The 22,554-nt window shown below is 60.0% G+C and carries 17 protein-coding genes and 1 pseudogene; 7 read left to right on the plus strand and 11 right to left on the minus strand.

Annotated elements, in window-relative coordinates; translation table 11 throughout:
* Positions 1–43: 43 nt before the first annotated feature.
* From FQ746_RS08645 to FQ746_RS08655, 3 genes are all read right to left on the minus strand, one after another.
* Positions 44–928 (minus strand): Kdo hydroxylase family protein, encoded by an 885-nt coding sequence (locus tag FQ746_RS08645; protein ID WP_144108524.1) that lies wholly within the window; start codon positions 926–928, stop codon positions 44–46.
* A gap of 55 nt (positions 929–983) precedes the next feature.
* Entirely contained in the window at positions 984–1,985 is a 1,002-nt protein-coding gene (waaC, locus tag FQ746_RS08650) for a lipopolysaccharide heptosyltransferase I (RefSeq protein ID WP_144108525.1), read from the minus strand.
* A gap of 229 nt (positions 1,986–2,214) precedes the next feature.
* Complete coding sequence (locus tag FQ746_RS08655) at positions 2,215–3,609, minus strand: phosphomannomutase/phosphoglucomutase (protein ID WP_144108526.1); 1,395 nt, start codon at positions 3,607–3,609, stop codon at positions 2,215–2,217.
* 289 nt (positions 3,610–3,898) lie between these two features.
* Between FQ746_RS08655 and FQ746_RS08660 the strand changes: the two genes are divergently transcribed.
* From FQ746_RS08660 to galE, 4 genes are read left to right on the plus strand one after another with little or no spacing between them, the layout of a single operon-like run.
* On the plus strand, positions 3,899–5,161 hold the full coding sequence (locus tag FQ746_RS08660) for an oligosaccharide flippase family protein (RefSeq protein ID WP_144108527.1): 1,263 nt from the start codon (positions 3,899–3,901) through the stop codon (positions 5,159–5,161).
* Positions 5,158–5,997 (plus strand): glycosyltransferase, encoded by an 840-nt coding sequence (locus FQ746_RS08665; protein ID WP_144108528.1) that lies wholly within the window; start codon positions 5,158–5,160, stop codon positions 5,995–5,997. Before FQ746_RS08660 ends, FQ746_RS08665 begins: the two co-directional genes overlap by 4 nt.
* A 48-nt stretch (positions 5,998–6,045) precedes the next feature.
* Positions 6,046–7,203: a glycosyltransferase family 4 protein gene (locus tag FQ746_RS08670; RefSeq protein WP_409932385.1), complete on the plus strand. Its 1,158-nt coding sequence runs from the start codon at positions 6,046–6,048 to the stop codon at positions 7,201–7,203.
* A gap of 12 nt (positions 7,204–7,215) precedes the next feature.
* Positions 7,216–8,238, plus strand: coding sequence for a UDP-glucose 4-epimerase GalE (gene galE, locus FQ746_RS08675; RefSeq protein WP_144108529.1), 1,023 nt, complete (start codon positions 7,216–7,218; stop codon positions 8,236–8,238).
* A gap of 73 nt (positions 8,239–8,311) precedes the next feature.
* Here the strand turns inward: galE and FQ746_RS08680 are convergent, their stop codons facing one another.
* From FQ746_RS08680 to FQ746_RS08690, 3 genes are all read right to left on the minus strand, one after another.
* Positions 8,312–9,427, minus strand: coding sequence for a hypothetical protein (locus FQ746_RS08680; RefSeq protein WP_260853944.1), 1,116 nt, complete (start codon positions 9,425–9,427; stop codon positions 8,312–8,314).
* A gap of 19 nt (positions 9,428–9,446) precedes the next feature.
* The gene (locus FQ746_RS08685) at positions 9,447–10,685 is read right to left on the minus strand and encodes a lipopolysaccharide biosynthesis protein (protein ID WP_144108530.1); all 1,239 of its coding nucleotides are present in this window, start codon (positions 10,683–10,685) and stop codon (positions 9,447–9,449) included.
* A gap of 74 nt (positions 10,686–10,759) precedes the next feature.
* On the minus strand, positions 10,760–13,021 hold the full coding sequence (locus FQ746_RS08690) for a polysaccharide biosynthesis tyrosine autokinase (RefSeq protein WP_144108531.1): 2,262 nt from the start codon (positions 13,019–13,021) through the stop codon (positions 10,760–10,762).
* A 408-nt stretch (positions 13,022–13,429) separates the two neighbouring features.
* Here FQ746_RS08690 and FQ746_RS08695 point away from each other — a divergent pair, with 408 nt between their 5' ends.
* The 3 genes from FQ746_RS08695 to FQ746_RS08705 all read left to right on the plus strand — a co-directional run bounded on the left by FQ746_RS08695 (position 13,430) and on the right by FQ746_RS08705 (position 16,521).
* Positions 13,430–14,341, plus strand: a complete 912-nt coding sequence (locus FQ746_RS08695) for a polysaccharide deacetylase family protein (protein WP_144108532.1) — start codon at positions 13,430–13,432, stop codon at positions 14,339–14,341.
* 220 nt (positions 14,342–14,561) lie between these two features.
* Entirely contained in the window at positions 14,562–15,506 is a 945-nt protein-coding gene (locus tag FQ746_RS08700) for a glycosyltransferase (RefSeq protein WP_144108615.1), read from the plus strand.
* Between the two features lie 94 nt (positions 15,507–15,600).
* Positions 15,601–16,521 carry a glycosyltransferase gene (locus FQ746_RS08705; protein ID WP_144108533.1) on the plus strand — a complete coding sequence of 307 codons (921 nt, stop codon included), beginning with the start codon at positions 15,601–15,603 and terminating at the stop codon, positions 16,519–16,521.
* Between the two features lie 108 nt (positions 16,522–16,629).
* Here the strand turns inward: FQ746_RS08705 and FQ746_RS08710 are convergent, their stop codons facing one another.
* The 5 genes and pseudogenes from FQ746_RS08710 to FQ746_RS08730 all read right to left on the minus strand — a co-directional run bounded on the left by FQ746_RS08710 (position 16,630) and on the right by FQ746_RS08730 (position 22,259).
* On the minus strand, positions 16,630–17,736 hold the full coding sequence (locus FQ746_RS08710) for a glycosyltransferase (RefSeq protein WP_144108534.1): 1,107 nt from the start codon (positions 17,734–17,736) through the stop codon (positions 16,630–16,632).
* A gap of 102 nt (positions 17,737–17,838) precedes the next feature.
* Positions 17,839–18,438: pseudogene (locus tag FQ746_RS08715) on the minus strand (sugar transferase); the annotation flags it as partial.
* Positions 18,439–19,196: 758 nt separating this feature from the next.
* Positions 19,197–19,598 (minus strand): hypothetical protein, encoded by a 402-nt coding sequence (locus FQ746_RS08720; RefSeq protein ID WP_260853946.1) that lies wholly within the window; start codon positions 19,596–19,598, stop codon positions 19,197–19,199.
* A gap of 38 nt (positions 19,599–19,636) precedes the next feature.
* Positions 19,637–21,595: an RICIN domain-containing protein gene (locus FQ746_RS08725; RefSeq protein WP_144108536.1), complete on the minus strand. Its 1,959-nt coding sequence runs from the start codon at positions 21,593–21,595 to the stop codon at positions 19,637–19,639.
* 19 nt (positions 21,596–21,614) lie between these two features.
* A complete protein-coding gene (locus FQ746_RS08730) occupies positions 21,615–22,259 on the minus strand; it encodes an SCO family protein (protein WP_144108537.1) in 645 nt (214 codons plus the stop codon).
* Positions 22,260–22,554: the final 295 nt, after the last annotated feature.

Consider the following 22,554-nt stretch of genomic DNA (forward strand, 5'->3'; position numbering starts at 1 on the left):
CGACGCCCCGCACGCGGCGCTAACGACAACCGGAACGCGGCGCTCAAACCAGCGCCCTGCCTTTCAGGCGTTCGAGAATGCCGAGCGGCGCGCACTCCGGCTGTGCCATCGCCTTGACCGGCAGGAAGAAGGTCTGCTCGAGCATGAACTGGCCGGACATCACCGCATGCGAGGTCTGATCGGAGAAACACACCCATACGCTGCCCGGCGGAAACGGCATGGTCTCCTGCGGGCTCGACTTCTGATACTCGAGATCGGCCTTCATGCCGTCGTGCAGATGCAGCATCAAATGGTCGTATTCGCTACGCGGCGTCTTGGTGACGTGCAGCAGATTCAGCAGCCAGGCAGCGCCCGGCAGTTGCGGTTTGATGGTCGGCAAGAACCGTTGCGCCATCGCCTCGAACGGTTCGCCCACGCGCCAGACGCGCGGCGAGCCGTGCGGATTGACATTGGTGAACACGCGCAGGATACGTTCGCCGTAATTCGGCCGCGACGGGAACGCATCCACGTGCAGGCGGCTGTCGTCTTTACGCCATGACGTCTCGCGCGTTTCGACCTGATGCAGCCGCAGGCTGGTTGGCGCAACACGCAGACGGCCGTCGTATTCGGGAAAGAGTCCATCGACCAGCGTGCGCGCGTTGCTTTGATAGCGCGCGATCAATGCCCGCACCGCCGATTGCGTGACGGCGTCGCCGGCCACACCGTGCAGTGCCCCGCCATTCGGTTCGAGACTGATGTTCTTGCGGTTCGGATCGGCGAGCGCCGGGTCGAGCAGCGCCTGTTCGCCGCCTTCGATCGCAAAGCGCAGGTTCGGGAAATACAGCACCTTGCCGCGTTCGACGCCGGCGAGCAGCGTCTCGCGCGGCACGGAAAGATTCGCTCCGTGCCAGTCGGCGTGCGCGACTTCGATGATCTGGGTTTCGTTCATGGTCGCCCTTGAAAACGGATGGTGCATGCAGCGCAGCGGCCGCCGCGCCCGCGCCTCATAGCAGGCCGAAGCCGGCTAGCGCGGACTTGACTTCCTGCAGCGTGGGCGGCTTGCCGGCGGTGCCGAGATTGACGACGTTCGGCGACCAGTAACCGCCGGTGCGCCATGCGGTGGCGAAATTGTACAACTCGACCGTGGGCCGTTTCAGCGCTGCCGCGATGTGAACGAGACCTGTGTCAACTCCGACCGTCGCGGCCGCCCCTTCGATCAACCCGACCACTGCGGGCAGCGACAGTTTGGGCGGCACGATGGCGGCCGCGCCGAATTCTCTCGCGAGCCGTTCGCTGGTCGCGCGCTCGGCTTCGTTGCCCCACGGCAGCACGATCGACGCGCCGCGCCGCACCAGCGACTGGCCCAACTCGATCCACGCGGTATCGGGCCATTGCTTGTCGGCGCGCGAGGTGGCGTGCACGAACACCACGTAAGGCACCGGAAGATTCAGGTCCGCTTGCGACAACGCCAAAGCCGCGCGTTGCGTGTCGAGGCCGAAATCAATGTCGTCGGTGGGTTGCGGCGGCGGTTCGTTCAGCGCCGCGGCGACCAGTTGCCGCGTACGCTCGACCACGTGCGTACGCGGTTCGATCGGCACGCGCCGGTCGTAGAAGAAACGCACCGGCCATTCATAGCCGGCGCCGTCGGTGCGATTGCCGAGACCGACCAGCGGTCCGCGCGCCATGCTCGCGAGCCACGCCGTCTTGATGAGCCCCTGGCAATCGATCACGAGATCGTAATGCTCGGCGGCCAGCGCGCGCCGGAATGCGCCGATCTCGCGCCAGTTGCCCGCCGACAGCAGGCGCTTGCGCCAGCGCCGCAGCGACACCGGTATCGCGCGCCGGACGCCGCTCACGAGTTGCACGAGGCCCACGAAGCTTTCTTCGACGAGCCAGTCGATCTGCGCCTCGGGATGGCGCCGCCGGATATCGGCGATCACCGGCATGTTGTGAACGACGTCGCCCAGAGACGACACCCTCACGATCAGTATCTTTTGAACGCTCAAGTGTGGGAAAACCGGCTATCCGGCCCGAAGATGCGTTGAAAGGGTTCCGCGTTTTTCACGGGGACGGCAATTTTAGCGCGCAACCGCCAGAGCGCATGAGAAAACGCGGCGCGGTAGTGACTACCCGCGCCGCGCGACGTTGCGTTTTGCCTGTGCTGGATAACGTTCCAGCTACGTGATGCTGCGGCGCCCGCCGGCTATCCACCGGAAGCAGGCGCCGCTCGAACCGTTAGAACGGCAGCTTCGCGTCGGCCTTCTCCGCGAGAATGACGCGGCGGAAGTCCTCCTGGATGCGTTTGAGCGCTTCGTCGCTGTCGGCTTCGAAACGCATGACCACGACCGGCGTCGTGTTCGACGAACGCGCGAGGCCGAAGCCGTCCGGGTATTCGACGCGCAGACCGTCGATCTTCACGACCTGGTCCGCGCCGGTGAACGTTGCGCTTTGCTGCAGACGCGCGATGAGTTCGAAGTTCTCGCCTTCTTCGAGCTTGAGTTGCAGTTCCGGCGTGGAATTCGAATTGGGCAGCGAGTTCAGCAAGGCGCTCGGGTCTTCGACACGCGTGAGGATTTCGAGCAGACGCGCGCCCGTGTACAGGCCGTCGTCGAAACCGTACCAGCGGTCCTTGAAGAACACGTGGCCGCTCATTTCACCGGCGAGCGGTGCGCCGGTTTCACGCAGCTTGGCTTTGACGAGCGAGTGGCCGGTCTTCCACATGAGCGGCTCGCCGCCTTTCTCTTTCACCCAGGTGGCAAGATTGCGCGTGCACTTCACGTCGTAGATGATCTGTGCGCCCGGATTGCGCGACAGCACTTCTTCGGCGAACAGCATCAGTTGACGGTCTGGATAGATGATCTGACCGTCCTTGGTCACCACGCCCAGGCGGTCGCCGTCGCCGTCGAAAGCGAAGCCGATTTCGGCGTCCGTTTCCTTCAGCGCGCGAATCACGTCCTGGAGGTTTTCCGGGTGCGCCGGGTCCGGATGATGGTTCGGGAAGTTGCCGTCGATTTCCGTGAAGAGTTCGAGCAGTTCGCAGCCGAGCTTCTTGAAGAGCAACGGTGCAAGGCCGCCCGCGACGCCGTTACCCGTGTCGACGACGATCTTGATCGGGCGTGCCAGCTTGATGTCGCTCGCAATACGGTCGAGGTAGGTGTCGGCGATGTCGTACTCGGTGTATGTACCGCTGCCGCTGGCAAAGTTGTTGTCGACGATACGCTGATGCAGCGCGAGGATCTGTTCGCCGTAGATGGCGGCGCCACGCAACACCATCTTGAAGCCGTTGTAGTCTGGCGGATTGTGACTACCTGTCACGACGATGCAGGAGTCGATGCGGCGCTCACCGCTTTCGAGTTGCAACGGCACGCTGGCCGCGAAGTAACCGACCGGCGTGGGCACCATGCCGACGTTCACGACATCGACACCGGCTTCGCGCAGACCGTCCGACAGAGCCTGAATCAACTCGGGACCGGACAGGCGACCGTCGCGCGCCACGACGACGGCGTCGCCGCCTTGTGCGCGTACTTCACTACCGAAGGCGCGACCGATTGAACGGGCTGCATCGGCGTCGAGCGTCTTGCCGATCACGCCGCGAATGTCATACGCCTTGAAAATGGATTTGGAGATCATATTGGCTCACTTGCGTGCAATGGAAAAATTTGACCGGCGCGCCACTGGCTGGTCGGTAAAAGACACAGTATTTACAGCGATGCGCACTTGCCGGAAGCGATCCGGTTCCAACTTATAATTGCGCCTTTCGGACCTGCCTTATCGACACCATTCTAATGCCTAGACGCCCTCCCTTTGCAATGTTGCCGAGACTCTCGGCCAGGTGGGCGCTCGCGCACCGTGCGTTGCCGCACACCCCGCTCATGCGCGATGTGGCCGCATCGGCGTGGCTTCGGCAAACGGAAGCCGGATGCTGACGCTCAAGCGCTTCGCCAATCCCGACGTCACGCGCGCGTTTTCCAACATCGTCTGGCTCGGACTCGAACGACTCACGCAGATTGGCGTGGCAATTCTGATTAGCGGCATGCTGGCGCGTTACTTCGGAGCGGACGTGTTCGGCAAATGGCAGTACGCGAATACGCTGCTGCTCGTGCTTTCGCCCATCACCTGGGTATGCGGTGCGGAGATTCTGGTGCCCACCATCGTCAACCGGCCGCCCGCGCAACTGGGCACCGTGCTCGGCAGCGCGTTCACGCTGCGCTTTTCGGTGTCGGTCGCAGCCCTGTTGCTCACGTGGCTCGGCATCGCCCTGCACTTTTTCGAGCCGATGGTCGGCGCCATGCTGGCCGGTCTTGCCGTCACCATGCTGTTTCGCGAGCCGTTCGTCGGCGTAATCAACGCGTGGCTGCAGAGCATGACCTACAGCAGGCCGCAATTGCTCACCAGCATGAGCACCGCGGTGTTGAAGGCGGCCTTCGTCTTTGTGCTGGTGCGTGCCGCCGCTACGCCAGCGCGCTTCGGCTGGCTATGGGGACTCGAATCCGCGGCGATCGGCGCGGTGCTGCTGATCTACTACATGCGTCGGCATGGCGGCAGGCTCGGCTGGCAGTTCGACCGCTCGCTGTTCCGCCATTTCGCGAGCGCCGGCACCGTGTTCTGGCTCGGCCTGATCTGCATGTATCTGTTCCTGAAACTCGACCGGCTGATGCTGGAGCGCGCCATCACGTTCGCCGATCTCGGCCGCTATTCCGCCGCACAGCAACTGAACGAAAACTGGATCACGCTCGCGTTGATGCTCGCGCAAACCATCGCGCCGGCCTTCGTTTATCGCGTACAGGAAGCGGCCCGTCTGCGTCGCAACATGTGGCGGCTCACCGCGATGACCGCCGTGCTGATGGTGAGCGGTGCAATCGTGCTGGACCTGCTGGCCGGTGTGATCATCCGTCGCGTGTTCGGCCCGGACTTCGAAGGCGCCATCGACATTTTCCGCTGGGCGGTATGGCTTTCCGTGCCCGCCGGCATCGAGGCAATCGGCAATCTGATCGTGCTCAAATACCAGGCCAAATTCGTGTTGCTGGCCAAATGGCTGCTGGCGCTGGCGGTCGCGTTCGTCGTCAATCTGCTGGCCATTGCGCGCCTGGGTGCATATGGCGCGCTCGTGGGTCTCGCGGCCGGCTATCTGGCGGCCGCCTCGGTCAATCTCTTCTACATCCGCTTCAAGCTGCGTTCATGACGACCTCCCCCGCTAATGCGCCCGCCGCGGCCGTCCCGCTCGACGACGTCGCCGTGCTGCTTCCCGCGTACAACGGCCAGGCAGACGTCGATGCCACGCTCGCGTCGTTCGACGAGCGCGCGCGCGTGCACGTGTTGATCGTCGACGACGGCAGCACGCCGCCGATCGTCGCGCCGGCGCTGCCCAACCTGCAAATCGACGTGCTGCGCATGCCGCACAACGGCGGGATCGAGCGCGCGTTGCAAAGCGGTATCGACGCGTTGGCGCAACGGGGGTTCCGTTATGCCGCCCGCATCGACGCGGGCGACCGCAGCGTGCCGGACCGGCTGGCGCAACAGCGCGCGTTCATGGAAACGCATCCGCGCGTGGCGGGACTCGGCATGTGGACGCAAGTCGTCAGCCGCGACGGCACGCCGCTTTTCATGCTGACGCCGCCGACCGAGCCCGCGGCGATTCGCCGTCAGCGCTTCTTCCGCTCATGCCTCGCGCATCCGTCGATGATGTTGCGCATCGACGCCGTGCGCGCGGCCGGCAACTATCGTGCAGCGTATCGTTCCGCCGAAGACCTCGATCTGTTCCTGCGTCTGATGGAACGCTACGACTGCGCGAACCTGCCCGTGCTCGGCCTGTATTACGAACTGAACGAAGGCGGCATTAGCGCGACGAAGCGGCGTGCGCAAGTCAGTTCGACATTGCGGCTGCAATTACGCTATTTCGACGCATTCAACCTGTACGATTGGCTCGGTCTCGCGAAAAGCCTGCTGCATCTGGTCACGCCGTACCGCGCGTTGCAGCGGTTCAAGCGCCGGGTGCTCACGCCCCGCACGAATCGCTGAGCGGCCGGTCGTTATCTTTTCCCTTCATCGCCTTATACAAGATCGCCGATGTCCAGCCTGAACCCTGCCCTGAAGTCGACGCCCGCGCTGCGCATCACGCTCGTATGCAATACCGCGTGGGCCATTTACACCTATCGGCAAGGGCTGATCCGCATGCTGGTGGGACGGGGCGTGGACGTGACGGTGCTCGCGCCGCGCGACCGCACCTTCGACCTGCTGATTGCGATGGGTTGCCGCTGCATCGAATTGCCGGTCGCCTCCAAAGGCACCAATCCGCGGGACGATCTGCGCACGCTGCTCTCGCTGTATCGCCTGTACCGCTCGATCCGCCCGCACGTCGTGTTTCACTACACCATCAAGCCGAATATCTACGGCTCGATCGCGGCGAAACTCGCCGGCGTGCAATCGGTCGCGGTCACCACCGGACTCGGCTATGTTTTCATCCAGCAGAGCCGGGCCGCTCAGGTCGCTAAAAAGCTGTACCGTTTCGCGTTCCGTTTCCCGCGCGAAATATGGTTTTTGAATCGCGACGACCAGACAGCATTTGTCGAGCAGAATTTGTTAGTGCATCCTGAGCGTGCGCGGCTCCTGCATGGCGAAGGCGTCGATCTCGATCAGTTCGCTTTTACGCCGTTGCCCGAGCGTGCGGAATTCAAATTCATTCTGATCGGCCGGCTGCTGTGGGACAAAGGCGTCGGCGAATACGTGGAAGCGGCGCGGCGTTTGCGCGAGCGCTATCCGCAAGCCCGCTTCCAGCTGCTCGGCCCGGTCGGCGTCGACAATCCGAGCGCGATCACTCGCGCGGAAGTCGCAGCGTGGGAACAGGAAGGCGTCGTCGAATACCTCGGGGAAGCGCACGACGTGCGGCCCTTCGTCACCGAAGCGGATTGCGTCGTGCTGCCCTCGTATCGCGAAGGCGTGCCGCGCACGCTGATGGAAGCCTCCGCAATGGGCCGCCCGATCGTCACGACCGACGTGCCGGGCTGCCGCGAGGTGGTGACGGACGGCGTCAATGGCTGGTTATGCGAAGTGCGCAATGCAGAAAGTCTCGCGGCGAGTCTCGCGCGCATGCTCGACATGAGCAGCGCAGAGCGACGCGCCATGGCGGAACGCGGCCGGCAGAAAGTCGCGGCGGAGTTCGACGAACGCGTCGTCGTCGAAACGTATCAGGACCTGGTGCAAAAAATGACAGGCGTCTTACTTTAACGGAGCAACAGCATGACCACGAAGGGCACGATTCTGGTAACAGGCGGCGCGGGGTTCATTGGCTCGCACACCTGCGTCGAGTTGCTGAACGGCGGTTACGACGTCGTGGTAATCGACAATCTCGTGAACAGCAACCGCGAGTCGCTGCGTCGCGTCGAGCAGATTACGGGCCGAGCGGTGAGCTTTTACGAGGCCGACGCACGCGATGTCGGCGAACTGAATCGCATTTTCGACGCGCACCCCATTACCGGCGCGATTCATTTCGCCGCACTGAAGGCGGTGGGCGAATCGGTGAGCAAGCCGATCGAGTACTACAGCAATAACGTCGGTAGTTTGCTGGCCGTGCTTGGCGTCATGCGCGATCGCAACATCAGGCAGTTCGTGTTCAGTTCGTCCGCAACCGTTTATGGCGTGCCGAAAAGCTCGCCGATCGACGAATCGTTCCCGCTGTCGGCTACCAACCCGTACGGCCAGTCGAAACTGATCGCCGAACAGGTGCTGCGCGATCTGGAAATCGCGGACCCGTCGTGGCGTATTGCCACGCTGCGTTATTTCAATCCGGTGGGCGCGCACGAGAGCGGGCTGATCGGTGAAGATCCGGCCGGCGTCCCCAACAACCTGATGCCATACGTGGCGCAGGTGGCGGTCGGCAAGCTGGCCAAACTGCGCGTGTTCGGCGGCGATTACGACACGCCGGACGGCACGGGCGTGCGCGACTATATTCACGTAGTCGATCTGGCGCGCGGCCATCTTGCCGCGCTGGACGCGCTGGTGAAGAACGACGCCAGCTTCGTGGTGAATCTGGGTACGGGCCAGGGCTATAGCGTGCTCGACGTGGTGCGCTCGTTCGAGAAAGCGTCGAGCAAACCCGTGCCGTATGAAATCGTCGCACGGCGGCCGGGCGACGTGGCTTCGTGCTTCGCCGAGCCCGCGGCGGCCGCAAGGCTGCTGGGCTGGCAGGCGGAGTACGGCATCGAGCGGATGTGCCAGGATCACTGGCGCTGGCAGTCGACGAATCCGAACGGCTTCCTTTGATCTGAGCACGGCGCCCGCTAAGCACGGCGCCCGTTGAGCACGGCGCCCGGTTCATCGGGCGCCGGACGCTCTGTCAGGCCCGTGCGGAAATAGAGGTCATGGCCCGATTCGTCACCACGTCCGGGCCTTTGCGCAGCGATTGCAGCCGCAGAACGAGGAACATGATCATCGGCGACACCGGCGAAAGATGCCTGAGGAACGAGCCATAGTCCGGTTCGAAAATGGCCTGGGTCGAGATGAAACTGACGAGAAAACAGAAGCACAGTTTCTCGAACCGGCCCACCGGGAAGAGCGAAGCCGCCGCACGATAGCGGATGAACACGATCGCAAAAGTAAAAAACACGCCGACGCCGCCAAGCGTTTGCAGTGGCGAACCCGACGTCATCAGGCGTAACGGCAGAACAAAAGTCGCCAGCGTAATCGCAACGTTCGCGATACCGACGAACATGCCGCTGCCGGGAATGAACTGGACGATAATCGACCCCACTTCATTCGGATCCCGCCATTCGTTGGCATTCTGTCTCGCGAAGTCGAGTGACTCTCCATACGCTTTCTGAAACGCAACAGCGACGATGACGAACATCGCGAGTGCGAAGAGAATCAGTGCAATGGGTTTTCTGACGCCGTTCGGCGCGAGGTAGAGGACCACGGTCGCGATCATCGTGATCCCCCAATACGACCTGAAATAGATCGCGACCAACGTGGCCAGAAAAACGAACAGCGCCAATATTGCCCGCGACGAGCTATAGAACAGAAGCAGCAGCACCACCACGGAAATGATGAGTTCTTTCGACGGTACGCCGATATACACCGTTTGATTGACTAGCCAGAACGCAACCAGAAAGAACTCGGTGGGTCTGAGCGAGCTGACATGCGAGCGCCAGATGGCAAAGAGCATGCCGGAAGTCGACACGGCAAATCCCAGCAGCGAGATCGAGAAGTTCTCAAGCCCGAAGAAATTGAAGATGTAGGCGAGATTGTCGAACGAGTCGCCGAATGCCTTGAACGACACCGCCGTCTTCATGCGCTCGAAGATCACCGCCTCGTCGAACAGGAATCGCGCCGGCAGCGACGAGTCGTGCGTCGCCGACACCACGTAGAGCATGACGAACAGGAGGAACCAGACCGCGGCCGACACGCCGGGGCTCGCACTCTTGCCGATAATGCCGGGTATTTTCACGATACGCATGTTAGGTCCCTGTACGAGATCACGGCGTGCCGAATCCGGGTTGCCGATCCGGATAGGCGTCTGCCCCTCTACCGATCCTGAGCGCCTGATAAGTACCCACGCACGCCACGATCGTCCCGCTCGCACTGAGCAGCAAAAGTGTCTGGATGAATCCGACGCCGAAGAAATGCGCCGTGGCGAAGATCACGAAGATCAACATCGCGTTGGCCGTCTGGATCATCAAATCGATCTTCTGACGGTTCACGACGATGAAGACCTGCGCCATCGAGCCATAAATAGCCATCGTGATGAAATACGGAATGAACAGCAGATACACCGACATCGACGATTCCCACTGTTCACCCATCTTCACGTGAATGATCAGGCTCAAGCCCGCGTAACACGCTGCGACGAGCGCGACGCTAATAAACGTCAAGGTCGTGAAGAACTGTCTCGACGGATTCACGCCACCTTTTTTCTCGCCGTCGAAATAATCGATCAGATCGCGACGGAACACAGCGCCCAGGCTTTGCGATAACAACGAGGCAGGAAAGTAACCGACGCGATAGGCGAGGGCGAAGATACCGGCGTCGCGATGGTCGAAGATCATCGGCATCAGGATCGCCGACGCGTAGATCACGAACGAATTGAGCGTGGTGGTCGGCACGCCGTACTTGGCGTACTGAATCTGCAACGCGGAAAACTTCATGACGGCGGCGGGAATCATGCGCCGGGCAGAGAACAGATAGATGGCGGCCGGTACGAACGTGGACACCAGGAATATCCAGCTGTAGATATTGAACACGCTGGTGCCGGTGCACTCGCCTTTCGACACGGCCATCAGGCCCACGAAATACCCCGCGAACGCCGCGTTCGGAAAGAACCGGATCGTTGCGATCTTCGTATATTTTCTTTCCGTGGTCAGCGCCGCGCACAGCGCCTGCTGAAGGAATACACCGAATGCCAATCCAATCACCGGGATGTACTCCGGGTGGCCGGCAACGGTCGTCGCCACCACCAGCGCCACGCCAAGCAGAATGGCAACCGTGCTCGAGCTGGTCATGGCGCGGACCGCCGTCGCTTTGTCTGCGGCCATGCAGGCTACCTCCAGCCGCAAGCCGATCACGGAGCCGATGAACAGCCCGCCCGCCATCAACTGGCTGAAGTAGCCAAGATCCGTCGGCCCGCAATACTTCCCAATGAGAAGTATCGAAACGAAGTTGAGCGCCTGGCTGAGTACGACCCCGGCGATACTGACGAACGAATGTTTGATATTCACAATTTATTTACGTCGAAAGCCAGGTGGAATGTCATCGTAGTCGGCGCGACGTCGGTCCTCGTCGCCAGACAGGCTTAGCCTTTCGGCGCTTCTCCGCCAGCCGGCAGCGCCTCGAGATACGAGGCGTTCCGGTACAGACCGGCACGCGAGCCCAGGCTATAACGATAAACATCCGTGTCGATCCCGTTGAAGATCACACCCTTTACCCGCGCATTCGCCTGCTTCAGCTGCTTGGTTGCTTCGACCACTTCGGCAATCGACGTCGTTTCGAAACGCGTCACCAGCAACACGGTGCCGCAACTGTGAGCAAGCGCGGTCGCGTCGGCGACGGCGAGTACCGGCGGCGTGTCGATCAGCACGATGTCGTACTTGCTGGTCGTGGCGAGAAACTGCTGCATGCGTTCGCTCAGCAGAAGCTCGGCGGGGTTCGCAGGCATGCCGCCACGCGGAACGAAGTCGAGACCCGGCACCACGTCGTGCATGATGACCGATTCGGCGTCCGCGTCCGAGGTCAGGTAATCGGCGAGACCCGGCTTCGAACTCACGCCGAAGTACTGTTCGAGATGACCCTTGCGGAAGTCCGCGTCGATCAGCAGCACGCGCTTGCCCGCTGCCGAGACCACCGCCGCCAGATTCGCGGAAAGAAACGATTTGCCCACCTGGTCGGTCGGACCGGTCAGCATCACCCGGTTGTCGCCCGATTCCGATTCGAGCATCGCGAAATGCAGTGCGGTTCTAAGCCGGCGCAGACTTTCGATAGACGGGTCGCGCGGAAATTCGCTAGCCAGCAGAAACTTGTCGTGGCCGGGCGCGCCCGATGTCTTTCCAATGCGCGCGAGTTTGGCTTGCGACAGCGGGACCGTCGCGTAGACGTTCAAACCGGTCTGCTCCTCGATTTCCTGCGGATCCGTCACACCGCGGTACAGCGCCGCGCGAGTGAATGCCGCACCGAGGCCGAGAATCAGTCCACCAAGCGCCGCATAGATAATCACCAGAAGCTTGTTGGGCTTGATCGGGTCTCGCGGCACCACCGTGCCGTCGATCAGCCGCACCGTTCCCACCTTGCCCGCACGCACCAGCTTGAGCTGTTGCATGTTGTTCAACATGCCGACGTACAGATCGTTGTCGACGTTCACGTCGCGAGTCAGGCGCAGCGCGTTCTGCTCCAGATCGGGAAGCGCCTGTTCCTGTTGCGACAGGGTACTGATCTTGCCGCTCATCAAGCCGATTTGCTGATCGATCGCCTGAATGCTCGGGTGACCCGGTGCATAGATCGCACTCAGTTCCGCACGCTTCTGCTTGAGTTCCAGCAGGCTGCGCTGCGCGGCCACGCTCTGATCCAGCGTCGACTTACCTTGTTCGCTCAGATTGAACACGCCCATCTTGTTGCGCATGTCGTTGTAGCGGCCCTCCGCGCGTTCGAGTTCGCTCTTGAGCTGCGGCAGCAGATCGCTCAGGAATGCCAGCGATTTTTCCGCCTCCGCAGCTTTGCGCTTGAGGTTCTGGTCGACATAAGCATTGCCGATCTCGTTGAGCGTCTTCGCCGTCAACATACGGTCGGCGCCCGTCAGCGACGCGCCGATAATGCCGCTGTCCTTGCCCTTCTGCGAAATGTTCAGTTTGTTCTGCAGATTCTCGACCGTCTTTTCACGCGATTCCCTGACCAGCACGAACTCCGTACCCGGCTTTGCATTGAGGGATTCGACCTGCAACGTGATCGCGCCGTCGCCCTGCTTCGCCGTGACCGTTCCACCGACACTGCCTTCGAGCGGCTTGTCGACGTCTTCCTGTTCGAGCCGGTAGTGCCCGCCGCCCAACGCGGTCAACACGAATTTCTCGCCTTCCAGCCATTCGGGCACGGTGAAATTCGATACCTTGATCGATTCGCCGCCCCACGCGTAACCGCCATAACCGAACAGACCCGGGTCCGACAGTCGTTTGGACTGCCTGCCCAACCAGTCTCCGATCAGCGGGAAACGCTTCGGCTTGGCGCTGATGTCGAGGTTCAGATCGTCGACGGCTTTGCCGACGACCATTCGCGACTGGAGAATCTCCATTTCGGCCGTGGGTTCCGTCTTCACGTCGAACATACTGGAGACATCGCCCAGCGGGCTTCTGGACGTCGTGGTCGGGATGCTGTCCTCGACCTGGACGAGAATGTCGGCCTGATACACCGGCGGCGCGATAAACGCGTAGGCCACGCCGAGGGCAAACACGCTGCCGGCGATGCCACCGACGAGCCAACGGTTTGCCATGAGTACGTCGAAATAACGCGAGAGATTGACATCCTCATTTCGCAGCACAGAAGCATTCGCAAGCGGAGAGCTCTGGTTCATCGAAACCCCACGGGTCGGTAGACGAAAAGTTTGGAAACTTGATTAGTGCAGGCAACTCAGGCGCTGCCGCATTTTATTTTTTTACTGGACGCCCGGATTCTGGACGGGTTTTGCTGGCGCGGTCAGTACGGTGCACCACGCAGCCGCAAAACCCGGCACGACACCGTGGCAGCGGACGCCTAATTAATTCTTAATGTCTAAAGATTAAAGATTTAAGTCAGACCAGCCCCGCGCAAACCCCTGTTTTTCGCAGCTTATACCGCGATAAAAAACAGAAAATAATTTATTCGCACGAGCAGTTATCGCAGACTATCCGACAGCTGTCGCCACCTCTGTTCGCTATCGCACATTCTCATTCCTGGCCGTAACGGCACAATGTATTTAACCAGCCGTTAATTGGACATACAAATGAAACCATTGATGCGCGATATATTTACCCGCGCCCTACTTTTCACTGGAATTCCAACGGCGGTTCGTGCTTTGTTATGGCGGGACCGGGTAGCGATTTTGTTGTATCACGATCCTTCGCCAGAAACACTCGACGCTCATTTTCGTTATTTAAAAGACAAAGTGGAATTCGTTCCGCTGTCGCAGGCTAATTCGCGCGGCAACGGTCGGCCACGCGTGGCCGTCACCTTCGACGACGGCCATATCGGCAATGCCGCCCTGCTTCCCGTCTTCATCAAGTACGGCGTGCAGCCGACCATTTATCTCTGCAGCGGCGTCGTGACGTACGAACGCACGCACTGGTTCTTGCATCCAATCGCGAAAGACGCGGGCGTGCAAAGGCTCATCCGCATGAAAAACGGTGAACGCCTGGCCGAACTGGATGCACGCGGTTTCCACCAGGATAGTCTCGACGGGCAGGCGACGACCAGTGGGCTTGGAGCCGACCAGATCGAAGCCATGCGTCCTTACGTCGACTTCCAGTCTCACACACGGTTTCATCCGACGCTCACGCGTTGCGACGACGACGAATGCTACGAAGAACTCTCCGTCTCGAAGGTGGAAGTCGAGCGGATCGTCGGCAAGCCCTGCGAGCATTTCGCCTACCCGTACGGCATGTTCGGCGCTCGCGAGGTGGAGATTCTGAAATCCGCCGGCTACAAGACCGGTCGCACGACCGACGTCGGCTGGAACGACGAGTCGAGCGACCCGTATCGGCTGAAAGCGTTCGACATCGAGGACGATTCGTCGGTGCACTGGTTTGCCGCGCAACTCACCGGTCTCACGCTGGCGCCGCGCTATTTGCGGCTGGGTAAAGTCCGGCGCTTCGGGGCGCGCCTCTTCGCGATACCCCGGTCGTTGATTCGCGCGTAGTGGTCGCGTTCTGCGAGCGGCATCGAACAGACCGCCGCTCAGGACATCGCGAATATAGAGCAATTAAAACGAAAAATGCCGGTTGGCTCAACCGCGGTGGCTCAGGCCGCGAGCGGCCCGGCATGGGGACACGCTGCCATTGAACGGCGGCAATCACCCGCGACGCTTTCCACGAGTCGCGGCTTTATTGTTCCTCTCTCTGGATCGACCAAGGGGCAACATGCGTAAGATCTTCATCATGCATCCTGGCAACGCCAATTATCCGGAAGTGACCGCCTATAAGAACTATTTTCAGGCGCGCGGCGTGGATGTGGTGATTGGGACGATGAGCGAATACAAACAGCTCGAGCAGAAAGAACACTTTCTGCTCTGGGCCATCATGGGCTTTTATCCGAATCGTCTCGCATCGGATTTCGTGATTCACGACTACCGTTCGCTGTCCGTTGGTGGCTTGCCGGCCATGAAGGACTTCGCCAAACGGTTCTTCAATTCCCAGCCGAATCTGCGGATCTTCCAGAACACACGGCAACAGGAAATCATGGGCTTTGGCCCGGGCGTTCCGAGCGTCATTCTTCCGATGGGTGTTCCCAACTGGATTTTCGACGTGAAAGAGGACGATAGTCAGGCCAGCAAGAAAGCCAACTTCTGCTACATCGGCGAGATGAGCGTCGAACGCGGATTCGATCGGGTGCTGGAAGCGTTCGTCAAAAAGTTCTCCAGCCGGCAGATCTCGCTTCTGCTGGTAGGCAAGCCCGATCCGCGCATTTACCAGCGATTTTCCAAGGCCGACAATCTCATCTTCACCGGGCCGCTGCCTCAGCGCGATGCGCTCAAACACGTAGCCGAGTCCGAAGTGGCCGTGTGCTACTTCCCCTACCACCGTCCGCATTGTTATCAAACGCCGACCAAGCTTCTGGAATATGCGGCGCTGGGTAAAAAGATTCTGTGCAACGACTCGCCCTCCAACATTCAATGTTGCGAAGAAATGGGCATCAACAGCGTGATCACCACGGCGAACATCTTCGACGGTATCGACGAAGACGCGATGCGCGACGCAAAAGGGAACCGTCGCTCGGATTTCGAAAATCTCATGTGGGACCGCGTAATCGAACGATCGAATGTCGCGTCTTTTCTTCCCAAGGATATCCAGCTCAGCCTCTCCTGACCGGCTCGGGCAGGCGATGTCACGGCGCTCGGGATTCAGCGTGGCGGAAGGGAAACGGACTAGGACGCAAAACTAATAGAACGGTGGCAATGAAATGAAAATATTCATTCTTCATCCTGGTAAAGCCAATTATCCGGAGATCGACGCCTACACGAAGTATTTCTCCGATAACGGGTGCGAGGTCGCTTCGGGGACACTGGATGAGTACAAGAAAATCGAGGATCCGGAGGAGCATGTTCTGTGGTGCATCATGGGTTTCTATCCACGAACCCCGCCCGCAAAATTCGTCATACACGATTACCGGTCGCTCTCCGTGGGACGTAACAGTGCGCTGAAAGACAGTATCAAGAAGCGGTTTCACCCACGGCCCGACCTGAGAATCTTTCAGAACGAGTCGATGCGCACGATGATGGGCTTCGACGACAGCGTGGACACGATTTATCTGCCCATGGGCGTGCCTGACTGGATCTTCGCGACCAATGGGGACCGTAATCAGACGCTGCCGTCCGGCACCTACTGCTACCTGGGAGAAATCACGCGGGAGCGCGGCTTTGTCGGGTTCATCGCCGATTTTCTGGCCGCTAAACGCGAGTCGGACACGCTCGTGCTGATCGGGCCGGTCGAGAAAGAGATCTCCGACGCTTATCTGAAATCACCCGGAGTGCTATTTACGGGCCGTCTGTCCCAACGCGATGCACTGGCTGTGGTGCGTAACTGCGAGATCGCCGTGTCGACGATACCGTACAAGCGCCCGTATAACGTTCAGACGCCGACCAAGCTTCTGGAGTATGCGGCCTTGGGGAAAAGGATTATCTGCAACGACTCGCCCTCGAACCTGAACGCGGCGGCTGCATTCGGCATTCAGTGCAAGGTGACCGGCCCGAACGTGTTCTCGAGTATCTGCAATTTTCACGAAGACACGGTGCCGCTGAACAATCCTTCCGCGTTGCTGCACTTGCGCTGGACGAATGTGATCGCCGCGTCGGGCGTGCAGCGGTATCTGGAGCGGATCTAGAACAGGAGGATGGAGGGTTTTGCGTTATCTGGTAGCGCAAGACCCTTTAAAAAATACGGCCCGCGCAAGCATCGCGCGGGCCGTATTTTCGTTCGATCACTCAATAATTCACGCCACGACGCCCTGGCGGACATCGTTCAATTGCGCGCAATAGAGCGAGAGGAAATTGCCGAAGAAGCGGTCCTCGCTGAACCGGCTGCGAGCTTCCTGCTGAGCTCGGCGCGCCAGCCCCTCGCGGAAGCCGTCTTCGTCCATCATTCTTCGTATGAGCAGCGTCGCCTCGGCTGCGGTTTGGTAGAGCACGCCCGTGGATTCGTGACGAATCGTATCGGTGTTGCCCGGGCAGTCGGAAGCCACGACCGGTGTACCGAGCGTCATGGCCTCGATCAGCGAGATCGGCATCCCTTCCCAGGACGCAGTGGACAAGTAGATATCCGCCTCGCCGACGGCTTCGATCACTTCCGCCCGGGTAAGCCAGCCCGTCACGCGTACGTTTGACGCTGCGAGCGTTTGCTTGAACTCTGCATCGCCGTCTCCGATCCATACGAACTCGACATCGTCGGGATTAAATGAACGTGCGATCTCCGCGAAGAGTCGAGGGTTCTTTTGCACGCGAATACCGCCGACGGTCACGATTCTCTGCTTCGTCCTTAGCGGGCTTTTCGGTGCATGACGGTCGGTCTGCAGAGCGACGGCGCGATCGACGGCATTCTCGACGAGCACGGCGTCGCGTCGAAGGTAATGGCGAATCGACTCGCACTCGCTCTCGGAACAGCCCACGTACGTACAACTCTTCAAGCAGGCCAGCAACTCGAGTCCGGCGAATATATAGCGCTTCAGCGGGCTGATGTCCCGGCGCACGAAGGAGATGCAATGAGGGCTATACAGGAACGCAGTCGACGGCAGGCAAAACAGTGTCGACACCCGCCCGAGAAATCCTGCGAACGACGAGTGCATATGGACGATATCGGGGTTCAGTTCGACGAGCCGACGTCGCAGACCGGACACGATGCCCGGGAGCGAGGGCCCTTTCATCTGCAGATGCTCGAGCACCACGTCGGGGTGAAACAGCGCGCGCAGATCTTTGGGGGTTTCCGGTCGTTCGGAATAGATCACGTGAACTTCATGACCTTCCTTCGCAAGACGCGTGGCGAGCGTGCTGACAACGGCAAGCGTGCCTGTTGCAGTCGATTCGATTACGTGGACTACTCTCATGAAATGTTCCCGTCGACGTCGGAGGAAAAGCGGAACATATCGCCGGCGCTCCCAGCGCTTCTGGCGATATGCAGTCAGTCACTGCCCGCGAGTGCGAGCGCTCTAGTAGGCGCCGTCCTTCGCAAACACCACTTTTACCGTTCTGAATAAGATCACGATGTCGAAGGCGAGCGAGCGGTTCATTGCATACTTCACGTCGAGCGAAACTCGCGTAGGGTAATCGACGTCGTTGCGGCCGCTCACCTGCCATAGACCCGTCATGCCCGGTTTCAGCGCGAGGTAGTAGCTCACGTCGCGGCCATACCTGATGAGTTCTTTTTGTACGACGGGACGCGGGCCGACGAGGCTCATATCGCCACGCAGTACGTTCCAGAGTTGCGGCAGTTCGTCGAGACTCGTCTTTCTCAGGATACGGCCCACCGGCGTGATGCGGACATCGTTCTTGAGCTTGAAATCGCGGTCCCATTCTTCGCGCGCTTTCGGGTCCGTTGCGAGCAACGTGGCCAGAACCTCTTCCGAGTTAGTCACCATCGAGCGGAATTTCAGGCAACGGAAAGTACGTCCGCCGCGGCCGATTCGCGGGTGCCCATACACGGCATTGCCGCGATCTCTCATCACGATCGTTGCAATGCCGAGCAGAACCGGAAAGAGCAGAATGAGCAGCACGGATGCCCCGCAGACATCGAAGCTGCGCTTCAGCACGTTGCCCCACCAGGCGAAATAGACATTAGTGTCCGTCGGATTGGAAGCGTCCGGGATAGCCAGATTTGAAGCGACGTCGAGGCACGCGTCTTCCAGCTTCGGATCCGCGGCGGCGTTGGAATCGAACATACTATCTCCTGTGTAAAGCAGACACCCTTTGGAACGGTGGTGAGATGGGTACTTGGATGAAATGCTGCAATTCTTATTGATGTTCGTTTTCTTGAATATCTTTTGCCACGAGAAGTCGCGAAGGCGGCGTGGAACTCGCGATCAGCGTAACATTGCACCCTTCGACGGAATATTATGAATAGCGGTTGCTGACGCCATCGTACAGTCCGTTAAAGACACGTGATTAAAGCAGCGAAAACGACGGTTTTGTTTCATTGGTGAGAACTTCATCACCGAAGAAATTCGATGTACCACACCCCGGTTTTTTTTATTTTTCATTGTCATGAAGAATAAGGTTCTTCTCTAACTGAAGCGGAATTTCTTCATACTAAAATCGAGTACTTTATTCTACGTAACGAAGTCGTTTTTATTTAACGAGTCCCGCGACCGGAGATGCAGAGGCACGAGCGTTCTGCCTTCTGCATCGGCGTCGATTCAACTGTTTAATGATTCTGCTGGAACGCGACTTGAGCGAGCACTTCGCGCAATCCGTTGAAAAATCGCTGATCTTTCGGTGGGAAGTATGGTGGGCCAATATCACTATCCACTGCGCGCTAGCCCACACAACCTGAGAACTCGCTTACAAGGCACTACGGTTGGGTAAGGAAATGCCAGAGCGCTTTGCAATCCGGGTCCGAAATCCGGTAGTGAGGCATTGCCTTGCGCAGCATGACATCTGCCGGATCGATGCCCTCCCTGAGCACCCGGCAGAACGCCGGCTCGTCATAACTACTCGCCGGGCCGCCGCGGCGGCTCGCTGCTGCGAACAGATAGCCGGGCGTCAACGGTGGTGCGAAGCTGTCCGGCGATGCGGTTCGGGTGTGACAGTTCACACAGCGAGTCGTCGCGCCCGGCAGCAGACGATTGTCGTCGCGCAACTCCGCCGGGACCGCGCGTTTCCCGTAGAAAATCGCGCAGCCCACATCGCTGGAACTGCACGGCTCTGCCGCTTTGCTCGAACCTGACACGCCGAGCAGTGCGAGAGCAAGCACGGCTGCGCTCGCCGCAGAACATCGCGATCGCCACGCGCTCACTGGATCTGCACCGTTCGCGACACGCTCGGCACACCCTTGGCATTGAGTCCGAACAGCATGTAGTAGCCGGGGACGACCACGCCTGGGTCGGACGGAATCGCAACCAGATATTCCCCAGCCGTCCCCACGGTGAAGGTCACGGGCACACGTCGCTGCTCGTTGTTGACCGAGTGCGTGGAAGACGACAGCCGCATCAGCGAGAACGCTTTCATCCCGCTGCTGCCGGCGACCGCTATCGACGTACCGAGCTGGGCCGTGGCCGGCGCCGAGGTGAGAGTGGGCCGTGTTGCGGCCGTCCCATCCGTATTGAGCAAATATGGCGGGGTAAGTATTTCGATATTCGTATGGTTAGTCGAGCAGGTGCCGCACAGACCGCCGCCGCCGCTCAGCACCCGGCCATCCGGGAGAAGCAGCGCAATGCTGTGATAGTTACGCGGCACGGCTTGCGGAGAGAGCACCGTAAAGGCTTTCGTCGTCGGGTCCCAGAGCTCGGGCGCGAGCACGCCGGCATCGTCCGTGAAGGGTTGGGCAAACGCCTGTCCACCCACGATGACGACTTGCCCATTCGGCAGAACGACACTGTTATTGAATGCGCGGCGGTAATGCATCGGCGTGATGGTTTGTGTCACGGCGGTGCCGCTGCTGATGTCGATCATCGTGGCATTCGCGGTCGCGTTGGACTGCTCGTAACTCGGCGCGCCGCCAACAGTGAGAATCTTGCCGATGTCGTACATGGCCGCGTTGCCGTTCATTGCGTCGGCATCGCTGCCTCGATTGCCTGCCGGGCTCACGTTGCCGTTGCCGGTCGTATCGAACCAGTGCATGGCAACGCTCGGGCCCGCATGGAAGACCCGCCCGTTCGCTACCGCGAACATCCAGGCGTGGTTATCCTGGCGGAAAATGCCGCCTGCGTCCTGGGTGAGAATGTAGTCCGCGAGGATCGCGCTATTGAGACGCCATCCGGTAGCCGGGTCCCAGGTTTCGCCGTTCTTGCCGCCCTCGCCGCCGTTCCACGAGCCACCCACGGTAAATACGCTGCCGTTGCTCAACGTCAAACTACCCTGGTAGCCGCGCGGGATTTTCATCAGCGGACCCGACGACCATTTTGCGGTGGAAGGCGTATAGAAACTCGTCTCGTCACTACTCGACCCACCTGTCACGAAGATGCGGCCGTCCGGCAGATTCACGATGCCGGGGCAAAACATGTCGTGCCCGGTGTTGGTGACGATCACCTGTTTGCTCGTTCCGGTCGCCGGGTTGAAGATAGACGTATACGTTTTACCCGGCGTGACTTCGCCCGACGTGAAGTCCAATTGCTGGTCGGCGGACCATACGACGACGGTACCGTCGGGAAGATTGGCCGCGGCGGACGGCACGATCGTCAGGTTATACGCGGTGGTCCATTTCGACGGCACCGCTGTCACCGTCATACCGCTGATGGGCCACGTCTGAAGGGGTCCGCCACTGCAAGGTTGCTGGGTCACCTGCACGCCTTGCGCCGTCGAACTCGCGGCAGCCAGGCAAAGCCCGCTTTGCGACGCGACGATGGCGTAGCCATTTCCCTGCTGAATCAGTTTATAGCTCTGGTTCGCCTGGCCATTGCAGGTCCATTGCTGTGCACCCGCGCCAGCGTCCGTGCTTTGCCCGTAGATGTCGAGACAAAGCTTGCTGTTGACGTTGACGAACTGATACAGCCCGTTGTTCTGCGTGAGGGTCCAGTGCTGGTTGTTTCCGCCATTGCACGCCCACGTGATGAGTTGGGCGCCCGTCGTTTTCGACTCGCCGGTTATGTCCGCGCACAAGGTGGTACCGGTTACGGTGAGCGTGCTCGTCGCCTGTGCGTGGGCCGGATTAGCGTGTAGTGCAAACGTGAAGGCGAAGACGATCGAAAGCAGCGCCTTCGCGCACGTGTCGATGAATCCGGAGCGGATCCTGATATATCGAAGTCGTTGCATGGCATCGGTTCCAGAAAGGCTATACGCGGCTCAGTGCACTCAGAACGTCGCAGACGTCCTGAGTGCGGGGAAGATCGGAGCTGCGCCAGCGCAACATGCCGGTCGCGTCGAAGCAATAGATCTGCGTCGAATGATCCGCAATGTTGCCGAGTGGCAGCGTGCTACCGGAAAGCGCCGTGCGCATCCGATCGACGTCGCGTAACGTGGGGGTGGCCGCTTTCCACGCGGGGCCCGCCTGGAATCGCACGAGCCAGTCGTGCAGAGCGGACGGTGTGTCGGAAAGTGGATCGATTCCGATTGAGACCAATTGCACCGGATGTCGGGTTCGGAGTTGCGGTATCCGGTTCTGAACCGCGTTGAATAGCGCGCCCTGCAAAGGACAAACGGAGCTGCAGCCCGTATAGATGGTCTGCAACGCAGTCACGTTGTCGAGCAACAGGTTGCTAAGCAGCCGCTTTTGCCCTGTTTGATCGACCAGCCACACGTCTTCTAAACGAACTGGCGGTGCGACCAACCCAATCGATTCGTGCTGCGCATGCAGGGGCGATGAGGCCGCGGCGATCGCGACTGAAGCCATACTGCGCAGCAAAGTGCGTCGAGTGATTTTTCGGTCCGACGCTTCCATCAGCGAACGAGAGCGGGTGCCAATATATCCGTGAGACATCGATCATGCTCCCGCGAAAATCTGAACGGCTGATAAACGTTACGGATCGCTAAAGAATTCCCATCACGGTCGGCGAATACCGGGGACGAATCGCGTGAAATCTGTTTTTGTTGCCCCAGACGCGGGGGATTACCAACATGAAGCAGCGTAGCAGTCAGGCCGCCCAAGCGGACCTGTCTCCACGCTGGAAGTTGCCGTCGTTTGTGAGGTTGACCACACACCAGCGAAGTTTGACGAAAAGGGCTTTACGTTGGACGAAAGCGTTTGAATTCCTGCCTGTTTTTGCGAGGCCCAA

The organism is Paraburkholderia sp. BCC1886, from assembly GCF_900996245.1.
In the GTDB taxonomy this organism is placed as follows: domain Bacteria; phylum Pseudomonadota; class Gammaproteobacteria; order Burkholderiales; family Burkholderiaceae; genus Paraburkholderia.

Bases quoted from the DNA above. Each gene is read 5' to 3' on its own strand.
- FQ746_RS08645 (WP_144108524.1), bottom strand. From the start codon at position 928: ATGAACGAAACCCAGATCATCGAAGTCGCGCACGCCGACTGGCACGGA.
- FQ746_RS08655 (WP_144108526.1), bottom strand. From the start codon at position 3,609: ATGATCTCCAAATCCATTTTCAAGGCGTATGACATTCGCGGCGTGATC.
- FQ746_RS08660 (WP_144108527.1), top strand. From the start codon at position 3,899: ATGCTGACGCTCAAGCGCTTCGCCAATCCCGACGTCACGCGCGCGTTT.
- FQ746_RS08665 (WP_144108528.1), top strand. From the start codon at position 5,158: ATGACGACCTCCCCCGCTAATGCGCCCGCCGCGGCCGTCCCGCTCGAC.
- FQ746_RS08670 (WP_409932385.1), top strand. From the start codon at position 6,046: ATGTCCAGCCTGAACCCTGCCCTGAAGTCGACGCCCGCGCTGCGCATC.
- galE (WP_144108529.1), top strand. From the start codon at position 7,216: ATGACCACGAAGGGCACGATTCTGGTAACAGGCGGCGCGGGGTTCATT.
- FQ746_RS08680 (WP_260853944.1), bottom strand. From the start codon at position 9,427: ATGCGTATCGTGAAAATACCCGGCATTATCGGCAAGAGTGCGAGCCCC.
- FQ746_RS08690 (WP_144108531.1), bottom strand. From the start codon at position 13,021: ATGAACCAGAGCTCTCCGCTTGCGAATGCTTCTGTGCTGCGAAATGAG.
- FQ746_RS08695 (WP_144108532.1), top strand. From the start codon at position 13,430: ATGAAACCATTGATGCGCGATATATTTACCCGCGCCCTACTTTTCACT.
- FQ746_RS08700 (WP_144108615.1), top strand. From the start codon at position 14,562: ATGCGTAAGATCTTCATCATGCATCCTGGCAACGCCAATTATCCGGAA.
- FQ746_RS08705 (WP_144108533.1), top strand. From the start codon at position 15,601: ATGAAAATATTCATTCTTCATCCTGGTAAAGCCAATTATCCGGAGATC.
- FQ746_RS08710 (WP_144108534.1), bottom strand. From the start codon at position 17,736: ATGAGAGTAGTCCACGTAATCGAATCGACTGCAACAGGCACGCTTGCC.
- FQ746_RS08725 (WP_144108536.1), bottom strand. From the start codon at position 21,595: ATGCAACGACTTCGATATATCAGGATCCGCTCCGGATTCATCGACACG.
- FQ746_RS08730 (WP_144108537.1), bottom strand. From the start codon at position 22,259: ATGTCTCACGGATATATTGGCACCCGCTCTCGTTCGCTGATGGAAGCG.